The organism is Fodinibius sp. AD559, assembly GCF_052712805.1.
Window position 1 is genome coordinate 511,475 of sequence record NZ_JBQPVW010000002.1, and the last position, 17,427, is coordinate 528,901.

The window sequence follows — 17,427 nt, forward strand, 5'->3', positions numbered from 1 at the left end:
TTAAAGTCCAACCGGATGCCAGGTTGTTTTCGTTTCTTGGAAATCAGTGATGTAATAGGGGGATTGACCTTCTTCTGACAGCCAATCCTCAACAGGTTTACGTCGTACCCGTTTAAGGTTTAAAGTGGCATTCTCATCAATTTGTTTCCGTTGCTCCTGATCAATATCCGGATTGGTATAAAAGAATGCATTCACATCTTTATGCGTGGTCATGTGCTCTAAAAGTTCATCTCTGAACCCGGTCAAAATATTGACGACCCCGCCGGGGACATCCGAAGAATTAAGAACTTCCGCAAAACTGATAGCGCTCAACGGATACTTTTCAGATGCCAGAATAATACAGGTATTACCGCCAACAATAACCGGAGCCATCACCGAAACGAGTCCCAGCAAGGGTCGTTCTTCGGGCGCCCAGGCATTAACTACTCCCATCGGTTCGGGCATAGAAAAGTTGAAATGAGAGCTGGCAACAGGGTTTATCGTACCAAAAACCTGCTGGTATTTATCCGACCAGCCGGCATAGTAGATAAGACGATCGATAGAGGCTTCAACTTCAGCCTTTGCTTTTTTTGTTTTGTAACCGATCGTTTCGAGTTCTTCTATGAATTGAGCTTTGCGGGTTTCAAGCATTTCAGCGATGCGATATAAAATCTGCCCGCGGTTATATGCACTACGGCTATTCCAGCCTTTCTGGGCATTTCGTGCTGCAACAACGGCATCTCTTAGATCTTTGCGAGAACATTGACAGGCATTGGCTAAAATATTGTCATCGCCGTCGTATACCTTGTAATAACGTCCGGATTCTGTCCGTGGAAAATTGCCACCGACATATGTTTTATAGGTTTTCAAAACTTCAATTCTGTCTGACATAGTATTCTATTTTAAAATCATTGTCATTTCGAGCGTAATCGAAAGATCTATTTTGGCTACTGTAATTTTACGTATGGGTACAATCCGTGCAGCCCACCTTCACGACCTTCGCCACTTTCTTTGTAGCCTCCGAACGGTGAAGTTGGATCGAACTTATTATAGGTATTCGACCAAACCACTCCGTTACGAATTTTACTCCCGGTTTCAAATATTTTAGATCCTTTATCCGTCCAAACGCCACCGGCCAGGCCATAAGGCGTGTTGTTAGCCTTTTCGATTCCTTCTTCAGCCGTGCGGAATGTTTGGATGGTTAATACCGGAGCAAAAATCTCTTCCTGCACAATGCGATTGGATTGTCCCACATTGGTAAACAGGGTAGGGCGGCAGAAATAACCCGTTTCGGGGATTTGGCAGGAGCTTTGATACATATCAGCACCCTCGTTAACGCCAATTTCCAGGTATTCATTAATTTTATTGTATTGTTGCTCGGAGTTAATCGCTCCAATGTCCGTATTTTTATCCAGCGGATCACCAACGATTAGCGTTTCCATACGGTCGCGCAGTTTTTGAATTACCGTATCAGCAACACCTTCTTGTACAAAAAGGCGGGAACCAGCACAGCACACATGACCCTGATTAAAGAAAATGGCATTTATCACGCCTTCGACGGCTTGATCCAGAGGAGCATCTTCAAAAATGATGTTCGGTCCCTTACCGCCAAGCTCAAGCGTATAGCGTTTGTCGGTTCCTGCCAGCGACTTTTTAATGATCTTTCCAACTTCGGTAGACCCGGTAAACGCAATTTTGTCGATATCGTCGTGATTGACAATTGCAGAACCCGTTTGTCCTGCACCGGTAACGATATTAACTACTCCATCAGGTAGTCCGGCATCCTGACAAAGTTCTGCAAATTTCAAGGCTGTAAGCGAAGTTGTTTCGGCCGGCTTAAGAACAACCGTATTTCCTGTTGCCAGGGCGGGAGCAATTTTCCAGGCCATCATCAGCAAAGGAAAGTTCCAAGGGATAATCTGTCCCGCCACACCGAGCGGTTCGGCTGTTTTACCGGGAAAAGCGTAATCGAGTTTGTCAGCCCATCCTGCATAATAAAAGAAATGTGCAGCGGCCAGAGGCACGTCAACATCGCGCGATTCCCGGATCGGCTTGCCGCCGTCCATACTTTCAAGTATAGCGAACTCACGAGCTCGCTCCTGAATAAGTCGTGCTAATCGAAAAATATATTTGCCGCGTTCTTTTGCTTCAAGCGTTGACCAGCTTTTATCAAAAGCTTTGCGTGCTGCTTTAACCGCTTTATCAATATCTTGTTGTGTTGCTTCCGCAAAAGAAGCCAACTTTTCTTCCGTAGCAGGATTAAGGGAATCAAAATAGCGACCCTTTTCGGGGGCAACGAACTCCCCGCCGATAAATAAATCGTATTGATCCTTATACTCTACATGATCGGTACTTTGAGGTGCATCATCGTATTCCCAAAAACCATCAAATTCCAGCTTTGAACTTGGAGATGAAGGTTTATACGGTTTTTCTTCAACGGCTTCAGCTTTTTTGGAATCTTCAGACATAACATTAAAATCTATAGAAAGTTAATTCGTCATTTCGAATATCAAGAACATATTTAAGTATCGAGATGACAATCTTATTTAATCATTTGAAAAATATTCGACACCTTGGTACACACCGGTTTGCTGTTTTACAATCTGCATTAACAGATCATTGGTTAGCGAGCTGGCGCCAAAACGAAAATATTCGGGAGTCAACCAGTCGGTGCCCAGCGTTTCTTTGACAAGCACTAAATACTGAATAGCTTGTTTTGCTTTGCGGATACCGCCCGCCGGCTTCATACCCACCATGCGTCCGGTTTCATAAAAGTAATCGCGAATCGCTTCGAGCATCACTAATGTCACCGGTTGTGTAGCGGCAGGCTTTACCTTTCCGGTGGATGTTTTAATAAAATCAGCTCCCGCGTGCATAGCTAAATCACTTGCCTTACGGACGTTTTCATATGTTTGCAGTTCTCCGGTCTCTAATATCACTTTGAGATGAGCCTCACCGCAGGCTTCTTTGACAGCGACAATCTCATCATATACATAGCTGTAATTGCCTTTCAGAAATTCACCCCGCGAGATCACCATATCCACTTCATCAGCGCCGTCTTCGACCACTTGTTGCGTTTCTTCGAGTTTGGCGTCAAGGGTACTCATCCCGCTGGGGAATGCCGTGGCTACACTGGCAACGTTGATATCAGTGCCGCGCAGCGCTTTTTTTGCTACAGGTACCATATTGGGATAGACGCAAACGGCAGCCACAGAAGGCAGGTCCGGAAGGGCCACATGAGGTTCTTTGGCTTTTTGACAGAGCTGGATAACCTTTCCGGGTGTATCCATACCCTCGAGCGTAGTAAGGTCGATCATGCTTAGAGCCAGCTTAAGAGCCTGTACCTTTGATTCCTTTTTGATACTTCTTGAGTTGAGTCGTGCTACCCGTTCTTCAACACCAACTTCGTCGATGGGTACCGTTTTTGTGATTTCAGAAATCTTCAAAATAAAATTGTTCTTTGTTAATGCTGTAGAGCTTTGAGCGTAGTGTAGAAAAGTACTTTTGTATCCTTTTGAAGGTAAGAATAGATTGTAATTCCCCCAAAATATAACGACTAATTAATCGAGGTAATTAATTTCTGACGGCGTACAGGTTGTAGGATTTTCCCTTATACCCAAGGAGAGAAAATTTAAGAATAAGACAACCTTCTAAGATCAATAGTGGTCTAAACATATTTATTAAAAATTTTTAATGAATATTTATAAGTATATATTATATAGGTAACCGAATAACCTAAAGAGGAGTGGCTAAATTCGGGTTAAAATGACAGTAATAGGAGGATGAGGTTTTATGGGGTACAATCACATTTTACTTGTGGATGATAATGAATCCATCCATGAGGATATAGAATCAATTTTATCCAACTCTGTTAGTAAAGAAGATGAAGAACTAAAAGGGATAGAAGACGAGCTTTTTGGTAGTTCTCCAAATGAGCAGGAAAAAGCAGCTAATTTGGTCAATTATGAAATTGACCATGCATATCAGGGGAAAGAAGCGGTTGAAATGGTGTCGAAAGCTCATGAAACGGGGAATCCCTACGCACTTATATTTATGGATGTTAGGATGCCGCCGGGTATGGACGGCATTGAAACGATAAAACAGATTTGGGAGGATTATCCTTATACGGAGATTGTTATATGTACCGCTTATTCCGATTACTCATGGGACAAAATCGTTTCTAATTTGGGTAATACGGATAAGCTGTTGTTTATGAAAAAGCCCTTCGATGCCACGGCATTAAAGCAGTCAGCTTTAACACTTACTACAAAATGGAAGCTACAGCAGGAAGCTATTTCTTACACCGAAAAGCTTGAAGAGGAGGTTGATGAGCGAACAAGCGAGCTAAATAAGTTGGTAGAAGAGCATAAGGAAATGAAAGAAAAGGCTGAGAAAGCTTCAGCGGCTAAAAGTGTTTTTCTTGCCAATATGAGTCATGAAATACGAACCCCAATGAACGGCGTAATAGGGATGACTGATCTTTTGCTGGAAACGGATTTGAGTGAAGAGCAGAAAGACCTTGCCCGAATGGCAAAACGAAGTGGAGAGTCGTTATTAAGAGTCATTAACGATATTCTGGACTTTTCAAAGGTGGAAGCCGGAAAGATGGAAATTGAATACATTCCTTTTAAAATTCAGGAGCTTATCGAAGAAGTTGTTGAAATGATAACCTTTTCCTCTGATGAAAAAGGATTGTCAATAAAATATTCCATCGATGATGATATTCCCAATAGATTGTTAGGAGATCCAACACGGTTGCGACAAGTGCTCCTCAATTACGGGAGTAATGCCGTGAAATTTACTGATGAGGGATATGTTTCATTTGAAGCGGATCTTATAGAGGCAAGTGGAAAGGAAAGAATTATAAGATTTACTGTAAGTGATACAGGGATCGGAATTCCTGAAGAAAAACAATCTGAAATATTCAGCTCTTTTTCTCAAGCGGATTCATCGACAACTCGAAAATTTGGGGGGACTGGATTAGGATTAGCTATTTGTCGACAACTGGCAGAGTTAATGGATGGTGAAGTTGGTTTAGAGAGTGAAGAAGGTGAAGGCTCAAATTTTTACTTCACGGTACCTTTAAAGAAAATTGAAACTGATAAAAAAACTGATTCCGATAGTCAAAATAAGGAGAAGAAGTTGGAAGCCATTGACAAATCGCTAAGGATTCTTGTAGCTGAGGATAATAAGGTGAATCAAATGGTTACTACCAAGATGCTGGAGAAAGAGGGATTTGTCGTAGATATCGTTGAGACAGGAGCTGAAGCAATAGAAAGCATGAAGAAGAATAAGTACGATCTTATCCTCATGGATATTCAGATGCCGGAAATGGATGGATATGAGGCAACTGAAGAAATCCGAAAAATAGAAAAAGGGACGGATAAACATATGCCAGTTATAGCACTTACGGCCTCTGCGATGGAAAAAGATCGAAAACTATGCTTACAGGCCGGGATGGATGACTATATAGCAAAGCCGGTAGATAAACAGGATTTGATAAAAACAATAAAGGAAGTAATGGAAATGGACTTTAGTTTATCAAATAAATAAAAAGTTAATAATACTGATTCATTTGTCCCTTGTAGGTGAAGAACTATCTATAAAAAAATAATTATTACCGATACTCTTCACAGACTTGGGCGATCTCATTGCATATATAATCAACTACAGTACCAATTAAGTAGTAGTATTTTTTAGAAATGAAACTGTATTCTACTACTAAATTTATAGTGAAAATATGAAGCGATTGAATAAATATATTTTGGCCCTATTCTTAAAGGGCGTTCTTTTTTTTGTATTAGTGCTACCTGCTTTCTCTCAAATTGGTTCCTATCAGTTTACCCATTTGGGACTCGAAGATGGTTTATCCCAAGCAACTGTTAACTCGATTGTTCAGGATGGCAAGGGATTTTTATGGTTTGGTACTGTTGGGGGATTAAATCGCTATGACGGTCGGAAGATGATTGCTTACCGAAGTGATTTGATTGACAACAATAGTCTTAGTGATAAACAAGTGACCGACATTTGTATCGATGCGGATGGTGATCTTTGGATTAGCACCGCAAATGGAGTTTCTTTTTTCAATATTAGAACCGAGCAGTTCAGAGTTTTTTATGAAAAAGATGGCTCGGAAAGTATTAGTGATAATTCTGCAAATGGGGTCCTTTGTGATCCGGACGGTACGGTATGGATTGCAACGGACCAGGGGCTGAATAAGCTGACAAGCAAACAGAAAGGAACCTTTAAAAGGTTGGAAGTTAAAGGTGGGAAACCAAACTTCCGGGAAGTTTACCGAGATAAGGAAGGCATTTTGTGGGCCGGAACTTTTGGAGCTGGTCTGTATTATTTAGATCCGGAAGAAGAACAATTGGTGAGTAGCCAATTGCCAATTTTGGATGATAAAATCATTACTTCAATTCATGAGGGACACGGTTACCTTTGGATAGGTACCGAGGCCGGTTTGATTCGTATAAATGAAGACCGTACTAAAGCTGTAATCTATCAAAATAAAGCTGATGATCGTTCTTCTCTTAGTCATGATCAGGTAAATGTTATTTATCAGGATAGTCGGTCCCATTTATGGGTGGGTACCGAAAATGGTTTGAATCTATATCAACCCGACCGGAATGATTTTATCCGATTAAAGGCTGATCCCAAAGACAATCAAAGCTTAAAATCTGATCGCATTAATACCATTTATGAAGACAGGCATAATACCTTATGGATAGGTACCTGGTCTAATGGAATTAGCAAGTTTAGCTATCATCAAAAAGGTATTAAACACTATTTTACATATCCTGATGATAAAAATAGTATCAGTGATAACAATATTTGGGACTTTGTGGAGGATGAGAATAATGATATCTGGATAGGTACGGATAAGGGCTTAAATAAATTTGATCCGCATACTGAACAATTTGATCATTTTTATCATGATCCCGATAACTCCAATTCACTTAGCAGTAACCGTATTTACAATATTGAAATTAATCGTCACGGAAATTTGTGGATAAGCACCGCTGACGGACTAAACAAGTTTGATCCTGCAAATGGGACGGTCAAACGGTATATGCACGATCCTGATGATCCGAATTCGATCAGTTATAATACATTATGGGGTCTTGATATTGACTCCACAGGTAATATCTGGATAGGTACAAGAGGCCGAGGCCTAAATATGCTTAATCCGGAAACCGAAAACTTTGTCCATTATAACCACAATCCTGATGATCCTGAAAGCTTGGGAGCATCATATGTTTCTGATGTTTACATCGATAGCAGAGGACAAATATGGGTAGGTACGAGGAACGGATTGAATTTATATCAACCCGAAACAAAAACCTTCAAAAAATTTCCACATACTTCCGAAAATCCTCACAGTCTTGACGCCGGTATTGTTATTGATATTCAGGAGGATGCAAATGGAAGGCTTTGGGTTGGTACTATAATGGGAGCGAACGTATTGGATATAGAAACGCATGAAGTACTAAAATATATATCTCGGAAAGATGGTCTGCCCGATGATATAGTCTGGGGTATTACGGAAGATGAAAAGGGAAATACCTATATGGGTACGACTTTGGGTCTTGCAGTTTGGGATCCGGAAACGAAGACCTTTAATATTTTTGATAAAAGAGACGGATTACAGGGCAATGAGTTTAATGCAGGGGCTGCTTTTACCTCCTCATCGGGAGAAATTTATATGGGAGGCACAAACGGTTTCAATAAATTTTCCCCTTCCGATCTCACGGGCAACCCCCATCCTCCACCTGTGGTAATAACTGATTTTCAATTATATAATGAATCAGTACCTATCAGGGAAAGCATTGAAGAAGATGGGGAAAGTCGGAAACTTTTGGATAAATCCATCACCTATACCGATACACTAACGCTTTCTCATTCTGATAATGTTATTTCATTCGAATTTGCTGCCTTGAACTATACCATTCCGGAAAAAAATCAATATGCCTATAAACTGGTGGGATTTGACGAGGAATGGAATTATATAGGCGATCGAAATTTTATTACATACACAGAGTTGCCGCCCGGAGAGTATACTTTCAGGGTTAAAGCATCAAATAATGACGGGGTCTGGAATGAAGAGGGTACTTCTTTAGCTATGGTAATTACCCCGCCTTTCTGGCGTACTACTTGGTTTTATCTGTTTGCGGCGCTTTTTATTACAGGTGTTATAGTTACCGGTTATCGGATAAGGGTACGCGGGATCAAAGAATACAGCAAACGACTTGAAAAAGAAGTTGCCGATCGAACTGATGAGCTGAACAAGAAAAATAAAGACTTGAAAAGCACATTGAAGGAACTTGAAGAAACTAAGGATGAGCTTGTTGAAAAGGCTCATAAAGCAGGTATGGCCGATATAGCCACAGGAGTATTGCACAATGTGGGAAATATATTGAACAGTGTTAATACATCTGCTACAGTGATTGAGGATACCGTTAGGCAATCCAAAGTGGAAGGACTCTCACAGGCGAATAAATTGTTAAGAGAGAATATCGATCGGATTGAAGAATTTATTGCTGAGAATCCAAAAGGCAAACAGTTGCTTAAGTATTATCTAAAGCTGGAAGAGCCTATTAAGAAGGAACAGCAAAAAATGTTGAAGCAGTCACAACGACTTTCAGAAAAGGTGGATTTGATCAGTGAGGTAATAGCAGCTCAGCAAAGTTACGCCGGGGCCAGCATTGATGCGGATAAGGCTTCTCTTGATGAAATGGTCAACGACGCATTGACTTTACAGTCAGGTTCTATTGAACGTCATGGTTTAACAATTAAAAAAGATTTAGAGCCTATTGATTCCATAACTGCCCATCGGACACAATTAATTCATATTCTGGTCAATATTTTTAAAAATGCAAAAGAAGCAATGGTAGCAAATGAACCGGAAGAGAAGGTTATCCGTATTAAAACTTGGCAGGAAGATGACAAAGTGCATCTGTCCATTTCTGATAATGGTCATGGGATAAAAGAAAAAAATATTGATAAAATATTTACACAGGGTTTTACAACCAAGAATGATGGACATGGCTTCGGTCTTCACAGTAGTGCCAATTATATGCAAAGCATGGGCGGAAAAATACAAGTAGAGAGCAATGGGGAAGGAAAGGGAGCTACTTTTATATTAATTTTCCCGAGTAATTCTAAAAATAATAGCAGTTAAAAAGGAAACTTAAAATTAGGTATTTGAAAGTTAATAGGCTTTTTAGCAAAGCTGATTCTACAACATTTTTAAAGGGTTGTTGTAAAAGAAAATTGCAGATAATACCGGTTGGTAACCGAATCTTCTTTTAAGGTAAACTTTTATAGGTGTTATAGCATGTTGTTAAATTTTAGCCAATTTGAATTGGCCGATCCCCATCGTTTAGCTCGGTCCAACTATGTGCCTCGTATAATCGGGTTTTTATTTTCTTTCTTGGTCATTTCATTGCTCGTTTTTGAAAAAGGTTGGTCATATTGGTACTTCGCTTTTATGATCCCTTACTTTTTGATTTATCCGCACTTAGTTATGCTGGCATCAAAATTAGCACCGGATAAAAAAAGTATCGAAGTAGGGGCAATGATGTTTGATGCATTTGTTCTTGGTATCTGGACAGCCAATATTCATTTTTTCATGTGGTTGTCATTCGCTTTTCTAACTTCCACAGTTCTGAATCATACGATGGTCGGCGGTTACCGAAAACTGTTAAAAGCCATACCTTTGTTTATTATTGGTGCCATTATTGGTGGTTTTATGACGGGTTTCCAATTGGAATTAGAAGCTGCCTATTATATAGAATTCATGGCAATGGCTGCTCTGTTAATCTATATTGTAGGTGCTGCCGGAACTTTTTATAGGCAGGCTCGTCGATTGGCAGAAATTAAAATGGAATTAGAAGAAAAAAACCAACAATTAAATGATGCTATTCAGACACTTCATGATACTAAAGATGAGTTAGTAGAGAAGGCTCACCAAGCAGGGATGGCAGAATTGGCAACAGGGGTATTGCATAATGTAGGAAATATTCTAAACAGCGTGAATATATCTGCAGATATTATTAGGGAAACTGTTCAGGATACCAAATTGGAAAAATTTAAAAAAGCAAATAGACTTCTTGAAGAGCATAAAGATAACTTTGAAGATTTTATAATAAATAACCCTAAGGGAAAGAATCTGCTCAATTATTATTTAAAGCTGGAAGAACCCTTGGACAAAGAATTTGAGAAGCTGGAAGAGCAAACCTCACGCTTAGTGGATAAAGTACAGCTGATAAAAGAAGTGATTGAATCGCAGCAGGATTATGCTAAGGTCGGGCTTGTTAACGAAAAGGTGCAAATTGAGGAAATTGTGGAAGATACCTTAAAGTTGCAATCAGGCAGTATAGAACGACATGGTCTCCATATTGAAAAAGATTTTGATAATACCGAGAGTGTGGTTGTTCAAAAAAGTAAACTTATCCATATCCTGATTAATTTATTTAAAAATGCGAAAGAATCGATGGAAGAATTACCATCGGAGGAGAAAAAACTTACCATTAGTACATGGCAGGATTCAGAAGAGGTATATCTATCTGTTTCGGATAAAGGGGAAGGTATTGCCGAAGAAGAAAAAGGGAAAGTTTTTAAGCATGGTTTTACAACCAAGGAAAAAGGTAATGGCTTTGGCTTGCATACCTGTGCTAATTATATGTCAGAAATGGGTGGCGATATTACTGTCGATAGTGAAGGTACAGGGAAGGGGGCTACATTTACTATTTGTTTACCGAAAGAGGAAGAACATAAGTGACTATAAATGATAGATAGTTTGATATTGCTCGGTAGCGGCTACGGATCAGAGTGGAATACTGTTATCGACCTTTCGAACATCAATTTTTAGCTCTAATAGTCATAGGTCTGATTATCAGCGTCCAGAGATAACAGCTTGATATAGAGAAAAAAGCTCTGTGAAATATTAGGGTTCATCGGAAATGTTGGGAATTTGTTAGATTGTATGCTTGAAATTGCTCATCTTTTTGGATTATTTCTTGCTCGTTTTAATTGGCAGGATTACTGATCACTAAAAACTATAGGAATGAAATTTATTGGAGCCCACGTTAGCGCTGCAGGAGGAGTCGAGAATGCACCCAAACGAGCTCATGATATTGGGGCTAAAGCTTTTTCTTTATTTACGAAGAATCAGCGCAGGTGGGAGGGGCCACCGCTTACCGAAGAAAATATTGATGGTTTTAAGGCTAAGTGTGAAGAGTTTGGGTATTCCATGGATTATGTGATGCCGCATGATAGCTATCTCATTAACCTCGGACATCCCGAACAAGAACAGCTTGAAAAATCGCGCAAAGCCTTTCTCGATGAAATACAGCGCTGCGAGCAGTTAGGTATCAAGCTTCTCAATTTTCATCCCGGGAATCACTTGAACAAAATAAGTGTGGAAGAATGCCTGGATCGGAACGCCGAATCATTGAATTGGGCTTTGGATAAAACCAAAGGCGTAACGGCTGTTATTGAAAATACGGCTGGCCAGGGTACGAGTGTGGGATATAAATTTGAGTATTTGGCTCGGATTATTGATGGAGTTAAAGACAAAAGCAGAATTGGGGTTTGCATCGATACCTGTCATGCTTTTGCGGCCGGATATGATTTATCAACCGAAAAGGGGTTTAAGGCCATGTGCGAAAAGTTTGATAAAACAGTTGGATTTGAATATCTGAAGGGCATACATCTCAATGATTCACAAAAAGAACTCGGCAGCCGCGTAGATCGCCACGATAATATTGGAGGAGGGAATATTGGGCTCAAAGGTTTTGAGCTGTTGATGAATGACGAACGTTTTGATGATATCCCCATGATTCTGGAAACGCCCAATACCGAACGCTGGCCGGAGGAGATTAAACTGCTGTACAGTTTGGTTGATTAATTCTCTTTCTTTTGATTAACCTAACTTACCCAGTCTCATAAAAATAGGGAAGGTTACCTCAAATTTATTCGGATTTGAAAGTAGCTTTTCAAGTTTAATGATTGTTTCATCAGCTGGATTATATCCCTTTTCTGATTTGATACGCTGAATGGCCGACCACGAATTAAAATATCCCTCAAGCTGATCTAATGACCAGATATAGCGGTTTTCGAAAGCGGGTGAGGGAATCTCATCAAAGGGAAAGGGGATATTATGATAGTGATTATCTAAATACTTTCGATTTTCGTTAAAGTATTCGCTGAATGCTGTTTCGTAGAGATCGTCGATAATAGTATTACTTTGCTTATCTATGCGAACCATACCGTAGCCTATTACCGCCAACAGGGCGTTTTTACGAGCAGTTCTGCGCACCTCATTATAAAATTTTTCAAAACCGAGCCAGTGAATGGCTTGTGCTATAGTGATTAGATCAAAGGTATTTTGGGGCAATCCAGAATGTTCTGCAGGTGTATTCAGATAGGTGATATTTGCTTTCTCAGGGGTATTGCTAAGCTGCTCTTCGCTGATATCGTTGGCAAAGACCTGATCAAAATGATTGGCTAAGTAGCCGGCTACCTGACCCGAGCCGGTAGCGCAATCCCAAGCTATTTTCTGTTGATCAAGATGCTTAAAAATAAAATTATATAGTTCATCCGGATAGTCAGGACGATATTTGGCATAGAGATCGGCTTGATTGGAAAAACGTTTTTCTGATTTTGACATATTAATACGTTTGGGCGTCTTCAAACATTTTTTCTCCGGCTGTAATAGCTATGGGTAACCGGTTTTGGGACGGAGGTATTGGGCAGGTGGCAAATTCGGTAAATACGCAGGGAGGATTATATGATTTATTGAAGTCGATATAGGTAATATTATTCTCATTTGGCGTTGGAATATAGATATATCGCCCGCCTCCGTAAGTCGATTCTCCATTGGTTTTATCCCCCAAAATAATGAAAAACTTATCATCTTTCTCAGGATGATTTAGCGGTGCCAGACTGTACTTTTTCCCATCAATAGAAAATTCAAGCATTCCATAAAGCGTATCCGTCATGCCTTCATTTAGGACATCGGGGACAGTGATAGGCTTGGGTTTACCAAACGGCTTAAACTCCGCTTTTATCTTCCACTTTTTGTTGATCGGGAAGCGTGCTATACCGTCAAAAGCTGCAAGATTGGGGTGTTGCTCATCTGCCAGACGGATGTAATAATCCCCTCTGCGATCAAGGAGATACCAAACAAGGGGACCGTGTTTTAATACCGTGCCCGATCTGGCATTGCCGGGAATCATGGCAATTTCTGAGACCGTATCCTGATTATGAGTAACTAAGACATCGTCATTTATTTGCACGGTAATGGAGGTATCGTCTTTGGTAATGGTCCCAATTGTTGGGGGAGCTTTGGGAGGAAATACCATATCATTTGTAGTATCGGAACCGAAGCTCTGTTGTCCTTCTTCCAACTTATATAAACCAGCAAGCTTTAGCCAATCCTCGGGGCCTAACAGGTTGTCGATGCGTACTTGGTGCCAATCGTTTACTTGTTTGGCATATTCGGCCTTAGTTTGCTTTTGATTGGAACTACAACCGATAATTGTCATAGATAAAACAAAAATTGCAATGAGGGATATCTGAGAATATTGCCAGTTGATCATGGTTGAATCAGGTTAAAAGATTAAGTTCAAACCCTAAACAGTAAATGTACCGTTAGCGTTTTATGGATACGGCATCTTTGTCCTGTTTAATCCAACGATAGATCGAGATCTACCTGTTTATGCTTTTGATAAAGTAGGGGGATTGCAAGTGCCATGAGGTAGCAAAGAATCGCAATCACAATAAAAGCAATACCTATGGTAAAATCGTATTCCAGTGCATCCATCCGGACCAGCAAATTATACCAGTCGTGAGATTCTTTTCCCAGTCCGCCGATAAGAGGTAACTGTCGGGCACTGCCATCAGCGGCATAAGTAGCAACATCCAGCGAGCTAAAACCAAGCAGCAGGTAAGAAAATTGTAGTCCAATATATTTTCGATTGATCCAGCAAAAACCGAGAATCGCCAGCGGTATCAGTATCTGAAGAAGGGAGCCTCCGATAATGGTGAGAAAGCGAAAACCAAGCAATCCAAAGAAAGTATGTCCGGCTTCATGGACGATCAGTAGAAAGGTATCAACAAACAGGTAGACAATATCGAGGGGAAAAGGATAGCTGTAATTTACCGCAAAGAAAATGTTGTAGTTAAGGGCCCAATATACCTGGTGGAGGGAGTAGATCAAGAATGGCAGCATTAGGAGAGAGGCCCACCATCTTTTCAAAAAAGCAATAGCTTGTTCTTTGATTTGATTGGAATCCATCACCGGCTAAATATTTCACTGAATTTTTGTTTGCCCTTAATAAAGTACTCCCACACGATTGATTTTTCGAGCATCACAGGTGGATTGTCCTTGATCTTTTGTTGCTGTTGTAAAAGGTAACGCTTTTGATAGGTGTTGTGGAATTCTTTCCAGAAATCGCGATGAGCTTGATATATTGCTTTAAATGATTCCCTGTCTCCATCCACAAGTGTTTTAAAGGCCGCTGCGATATCGAGCAGGTAACGCCCGATAAATTGCCAGGCAATAGAAGGGGCACTGCTGTTTTTCCAGATCATCTTGAGGTTATTGCGGTAATTATAGTAGAGTTTGCGTGGTGAGTCCATAGGCAGTGATCCGCCTCCCAGATGATAAACAGTACTTTTGGGACAGTATCGAACACGGTAGCCCATATTCCAGAAGCGCCAGCAAAGATCTATTTCCTCCATGTGAAACTCAAAGTCCTCATCAAAGGGACCGACCTCCTTAAACAGTTCCTTGCGTACGGCCAAAGCAGCGCCACTGGCCCAGAAGATATCCGATTCATAATCATATTGTCCCTGGTCTTTTTCCAGCGTATCAAAAATGCGTCCGCGGCAAAAAGGATACCCGAACTGATCCAAAAATCCGCCCGCAGCTCCGGCGTACTCAAAATACTCGCGATCCTTATCCCAAAGCATTTTAGGCTGTACCGCGGCAATATCATCATCTTTTTGAAAACAGTCTGCGAGTCCGCTAAGCCAATCTGGCTCTACCTGCACGTCGTTATTGAGAAAAATGAGAATGTCTCCCTCCGCGTGGGATACGGCTCTGTTATTCCCACCACAGTATCCATGATTTTTGTCGAATGCAGCGATTTTGACGTCAGGATAATGCTCTTTTATCCACTGCTTAGATCCATCTGTAGAAGCATTATCGGCCAATATAATTTCGTAATTTGGATAGTCGGTAGCAGCTACGCTCGGAAAATATGTTTTAAGATGATGTAACGCATTCCACGAAACAATAATGATGCTAAAAAAGGGCATATTCGATTTTTAATGACCAAGAAATTGTTTTTCTTAATGTTTTCTTGCAATCATAAAAAGGCAAGAAAAAAGTTATTACGGAGCTGAAGATGATAAAGAATCAACTATGATCAAAGTTGGATTAATTTCGGATACCCATTCGTATCTTGACCCACAGGTGTTGGAATATTTTGAAGATCGGGATGAAATTTGGCACGCGGGTGATTTTGGTACCATTGAGATTGCTGATACCCTAAGCGAAATTGCTCCACTAACCGGTGTGTATGGCAATATCGATGGACAGGATATTCGCCAGGAATATCCGCTGCACCAGCGATTTTCGCGCGATGGGATCGATTTCTGGATAACCCATATCGGGGGTACATTGGGACGGTATTGTATTCCGATTAGGGAGGAGATAGAGAAAAATCCGCCGGATGTTTTTATCTGTGGTCATTCACATATCCTTAAAATCGGTCGTGATCAGGAAAAAGATAAGATGCTTTTTATTAATCCCGGTGCTGCCGGACGTTATGGTTTCCAGGTGTATCGCACCTGTGTTCGCTTTTCTATTGATGAGGGGAAGATCCAGGATGTTGAAGTGATCAATCTTGGTCAGAAGGGAGAAGGGTAGCCTATTTTTCAAATCGATTGATCAGTTCTACGGCGTGAAATGCCGAGAGCGTAACCAGCGGTATTCCACCTCCGGGATGTGTGCTTCCTCCCACCAGATATAAGCCCTCTACCGACCGACTTTTATTTTTGGGACGCATAAAAGCAGCCAGCTTACCGTTCGATGAAGTGCCGTAAATACTACCCTTGTTGCTGCGATATTTGTGATAGAAATCTTTGGGTGTAATTGTATTCGAATATTGGATATGATCACGCAGATCTGTTAATCCGTGCTCCTGCAGCTTTCGGATGATCTGTTCTTTGCACCAGTTTTTCTCGCTTGACCAATCAACATTATCATTCAGATAAGGGGCATTTACTAAAATAAACAGGTTGGATCCTCCCTCAGGAGCGTGATCGGAATTTGTATGCGAGGTATTGGCAATATAGATAGTGGGATCTTCGGGCATTACCTTATCCTCAAAAATTTGCCTGAACTCCCGTTTGTAGTCTTCCGAAAAGAAGATATTATGATGCGATAGCGCATTGTATATTTTATCAATGCCCAACATAAGTACAAAGCCCGAGCATGAGGGCTCTACATTCGTAACCTTTTTTCGTTTTAGTAAGGAAATATCATCTTTGTTTACCAGATCAAGATAGGTCTCGGAGGCATCCGAGTTAGAAACGACGATATCAGCTTTGTGGAAATTGCCCGCAATATCAGTGACGCCTGTAATTCTTTTATCAGCGGTATTTATTTTCGTTATCTCGGTATCATATTGGATCCGTACACCCTTGCTTTCTGCAAGCGAAGTAAGAGCTTTAATAAGAGAGTACATACCTCCATCGAGGTAATATCCGCCCAGGGAAAGTTCAACGTATGGAATAACGTTGAGGGTAGCCGGAGCCTTATAAGGCGAAGAACCGTTGTAAGTTGTAAAGCGCTTAAAAAATTGCTGTAATTCCTCCGATTCAAATTGTTTATCTATACGATCGGCTACCGTTCGAAAAGCATCAATTTTAAAGAAATCTATGAAGTTGAGGTCATCCAGATCTGAAAGCCCATACAAAGGATTATAGAGAAAAGCATCTTTCGTGCGTTCGAAAAGCTTCTCTGCGTACGTTATAAATTGTTTATAAGCATGAACATCATCCGGGGCAAATTGTTGAATCTGGGCGGTATTGAGACACGAATCCTGATAACAATCAAACTGTAAACCATTGGGATAAAAATATCGGCAAATGGGATCTACCGGCTGAATGTCCAGAAAATTATTTATTTCTGTATCACAATACTCAAACAGCTTTTCGAGGATAAATGGCATGGTAAGCAGGGAGGGACCAGTATCAAAACGAAAGCCTTGTGCTGATAGCTGGTTTATTTTCCCGCCCGGTGAGCTGTTCTTTTCTAAGATTGTTACATCATGGCCGTTATGGGCCAACAGACAAGAGGCCGCAAGTCCACCGAGACCAGCACCGATGATTTTAATATCCATATCCCTTGATTATAAGAATTCTATGGGCAAT

Annotated in this window: 13 protein-coding genes; 5 read left to right on the forward strand and 8 right to left on the reverse strand. The window is 40.7% G+C overall.

The window, feature by feature from the left end:
- From ACQ4LT_RS05175 to deoC, 3 genes are all read right to left on the reverse strand, one after another.
- Positions 1-870 (reverse strand): aldehyde dehydrogenase family protein, encoded by an 870-nt coding sequence (locus ACQ4LT_RS05175; protein ID WP_445664954.1) that lies wholly within the window; start codon positions 868-870, stop codon positions 1-3.
- Positions 871-926: 56 nt separating this feature from the next.
- Positions 927-2,447: an aldehyde dehydrogenase family protein gene (locus tag ACQ4LT_RS05180; RefSeq protein ID WP_445664955.1), complete on the reverse strand. Its 1,521-nt coding sequence runs from the start codon at positions 2,445-2,447 to the stop codon at positions 927-929.
- A 78-nt stretch (positions 2,448-2,525) separates the two neighbouring features.
- Positions 2,526-3,425 carry a deoxyribose-phosphate aldolase gene (gene deoC, locus ACQ4LT_RS05185; protein WP_445664956.1) on the reverse strand — a complete coding sequence of 300 codons (900 nt, stop codon included), beginning with the start codon at positions 3,423-3,425 and terminating at the stop codon, positions 2,526-2,528.
- Between the two features lie 346 nt (positions 3,426-3,771).
- Here deoC and ACQ4LT_RS05190 point away from each other — a divergent pair, with 346 nt between their 5' ends.
- From ACQ4LT_RS05190 to nfo, 4 genes are all read left to right on the forward strand, one after another.
- Positions 3,772-5,532 carry a response regulator gene (locus ACQ4LT_RS05190; RefSeq protein ID WP_445664957.1) on the forward strand — a complete coding sequence of 587 codons (1,761 nt, stop codon included), beginning with the start codon at positions 3,772-3,774 and terminating at the stop codon, positions 5,530-5,532.
- Between the two features lie 187 nt (positions 5,533-5,719).
- The gene (locus ACQ4LT_RS05195; RefSeq protein ID WP_445664958.1) at positions 5,720-9,160 is read left to right on the forward strand and encodes a two-component regulator propeller domain-containing protein; all 3,441 of its coding nucleotides are present in this window, start codon (positions 5,720-5,722) and stop codon (positions 9,158-9,160) included.
- Positions 9,161-9,343: 183 nt separating this feature from the next.
- Complete coding sequence (locus ACQ4LT_RS05200) at positions 9,344-10,762, forward strand: ATP-binding protein (protein ID WP_445664959.1); 1,419 nt, start codon at positions 9,344-9,346, stop codon at positions 10,760-10,762.
- Between the two features lie 285 nt (positions 10,763-11,047).
- Complete coding sequence (gene nfo, locus ACQ4LT_RS05205; RefSeq protein ID WP_445664960.1) at positions 11,048-11,890, forward strand: deoxyribonuclease IV; 843 nt, start codon at positions 11,048-11,050, stop codon at positions 11,888-11,890.
- Positions 11,891-11,905: 15 nt separating this feature from the next.
- Here nfo and ACQ4LT_RS05210 read toward each other — a convergent pair whose 3' ends face one another.
- The 4 genes from ACQ4LT_RS05210 to ACQ4LT_RS05225 form a co-directional block, all read right to left on the reverse strand.
- Entirely contained in the window at positions 11,906-12,652 is a 747-nt protein-coding gene (locus tag ACQ4LT_RS05210; protein ID WP_445664961.1) for a class I SAM-dependent methyltransferase, read from the reverse strand.
- 1 nt (position 12,653) lies between these two features.
- A complete protein-coding gene (locus ACQ4LT_RS05215) occupies positions 12,654-13,529 on the reverse strand; it encodes a DUF1684 domain-containing protein (RefSeq protein ID WP_445664962.1) in 876 nt (291 codons plus the stop codon).
- A 140-nt stretch (positions 13,530-13,669) separates the two neighbouring features.
- Positions 13,670-14,281 carry a hypothetical protein gene (locus ACQ4LT_RS05220; RefSeq protein ID WP_445664963.1) on the reverse strand — a complete coding sequence of 204 codons (612 nt, stop codon included), beginning with the start codon at positions 14,279-14,281 and terminating at the stop codon, positions 13,670-13,672.
- Entirely contained in the window at positions 14,281-15,306 is a 1,026-nt protein-coding gene (locus tag ACQ4LT_RS05225) for a glycosyltransferase family 2 protein (RefSeq protein ID WP_445664964.1), read from the reverse strand. Before ACQ4LT_RS05225 ends, ACQ4LT_RS05220 begins: the two co-directional genes overlap by 1 nt.
- Positions 15,307-15,412: 106 nt before the next feature.
- Here ACQ4LT_RS05225 and ACQ4LT_RS05230 point away from each other — a divergent pair, with 106 nt between their 5' ends.
- Positions 15,413-15,919, forward strand: a complete 507-nt coding sequence (locus tag ACQ4LT_RS05230; protein ID WP_445664965.1) for a metallophosphoesterase family protein — start codon at positions 15,413-15,415, stop codon at positions 15,917-15,919.
- Between the two features lies 1 nt (position 15,920).
- Here the strand turns inward: ACQ4LT_RS05230 and ACQ4LT_RS05235 are convergent, their stop codons facing one another.
- Positions 15,921-17,396, reverse strand: a complete 1,476-nt coding sequence (locus tag ACQ4LT_RS05235) for a phytoene desaturase family protein (protein WP_445664966.1) — start codon at positions 17,394-17,396, stop codon at positions 15,921-15,923.
- Between the last annotated feature and the right edge of the window lie 31 nt (positions 17,397-17,427).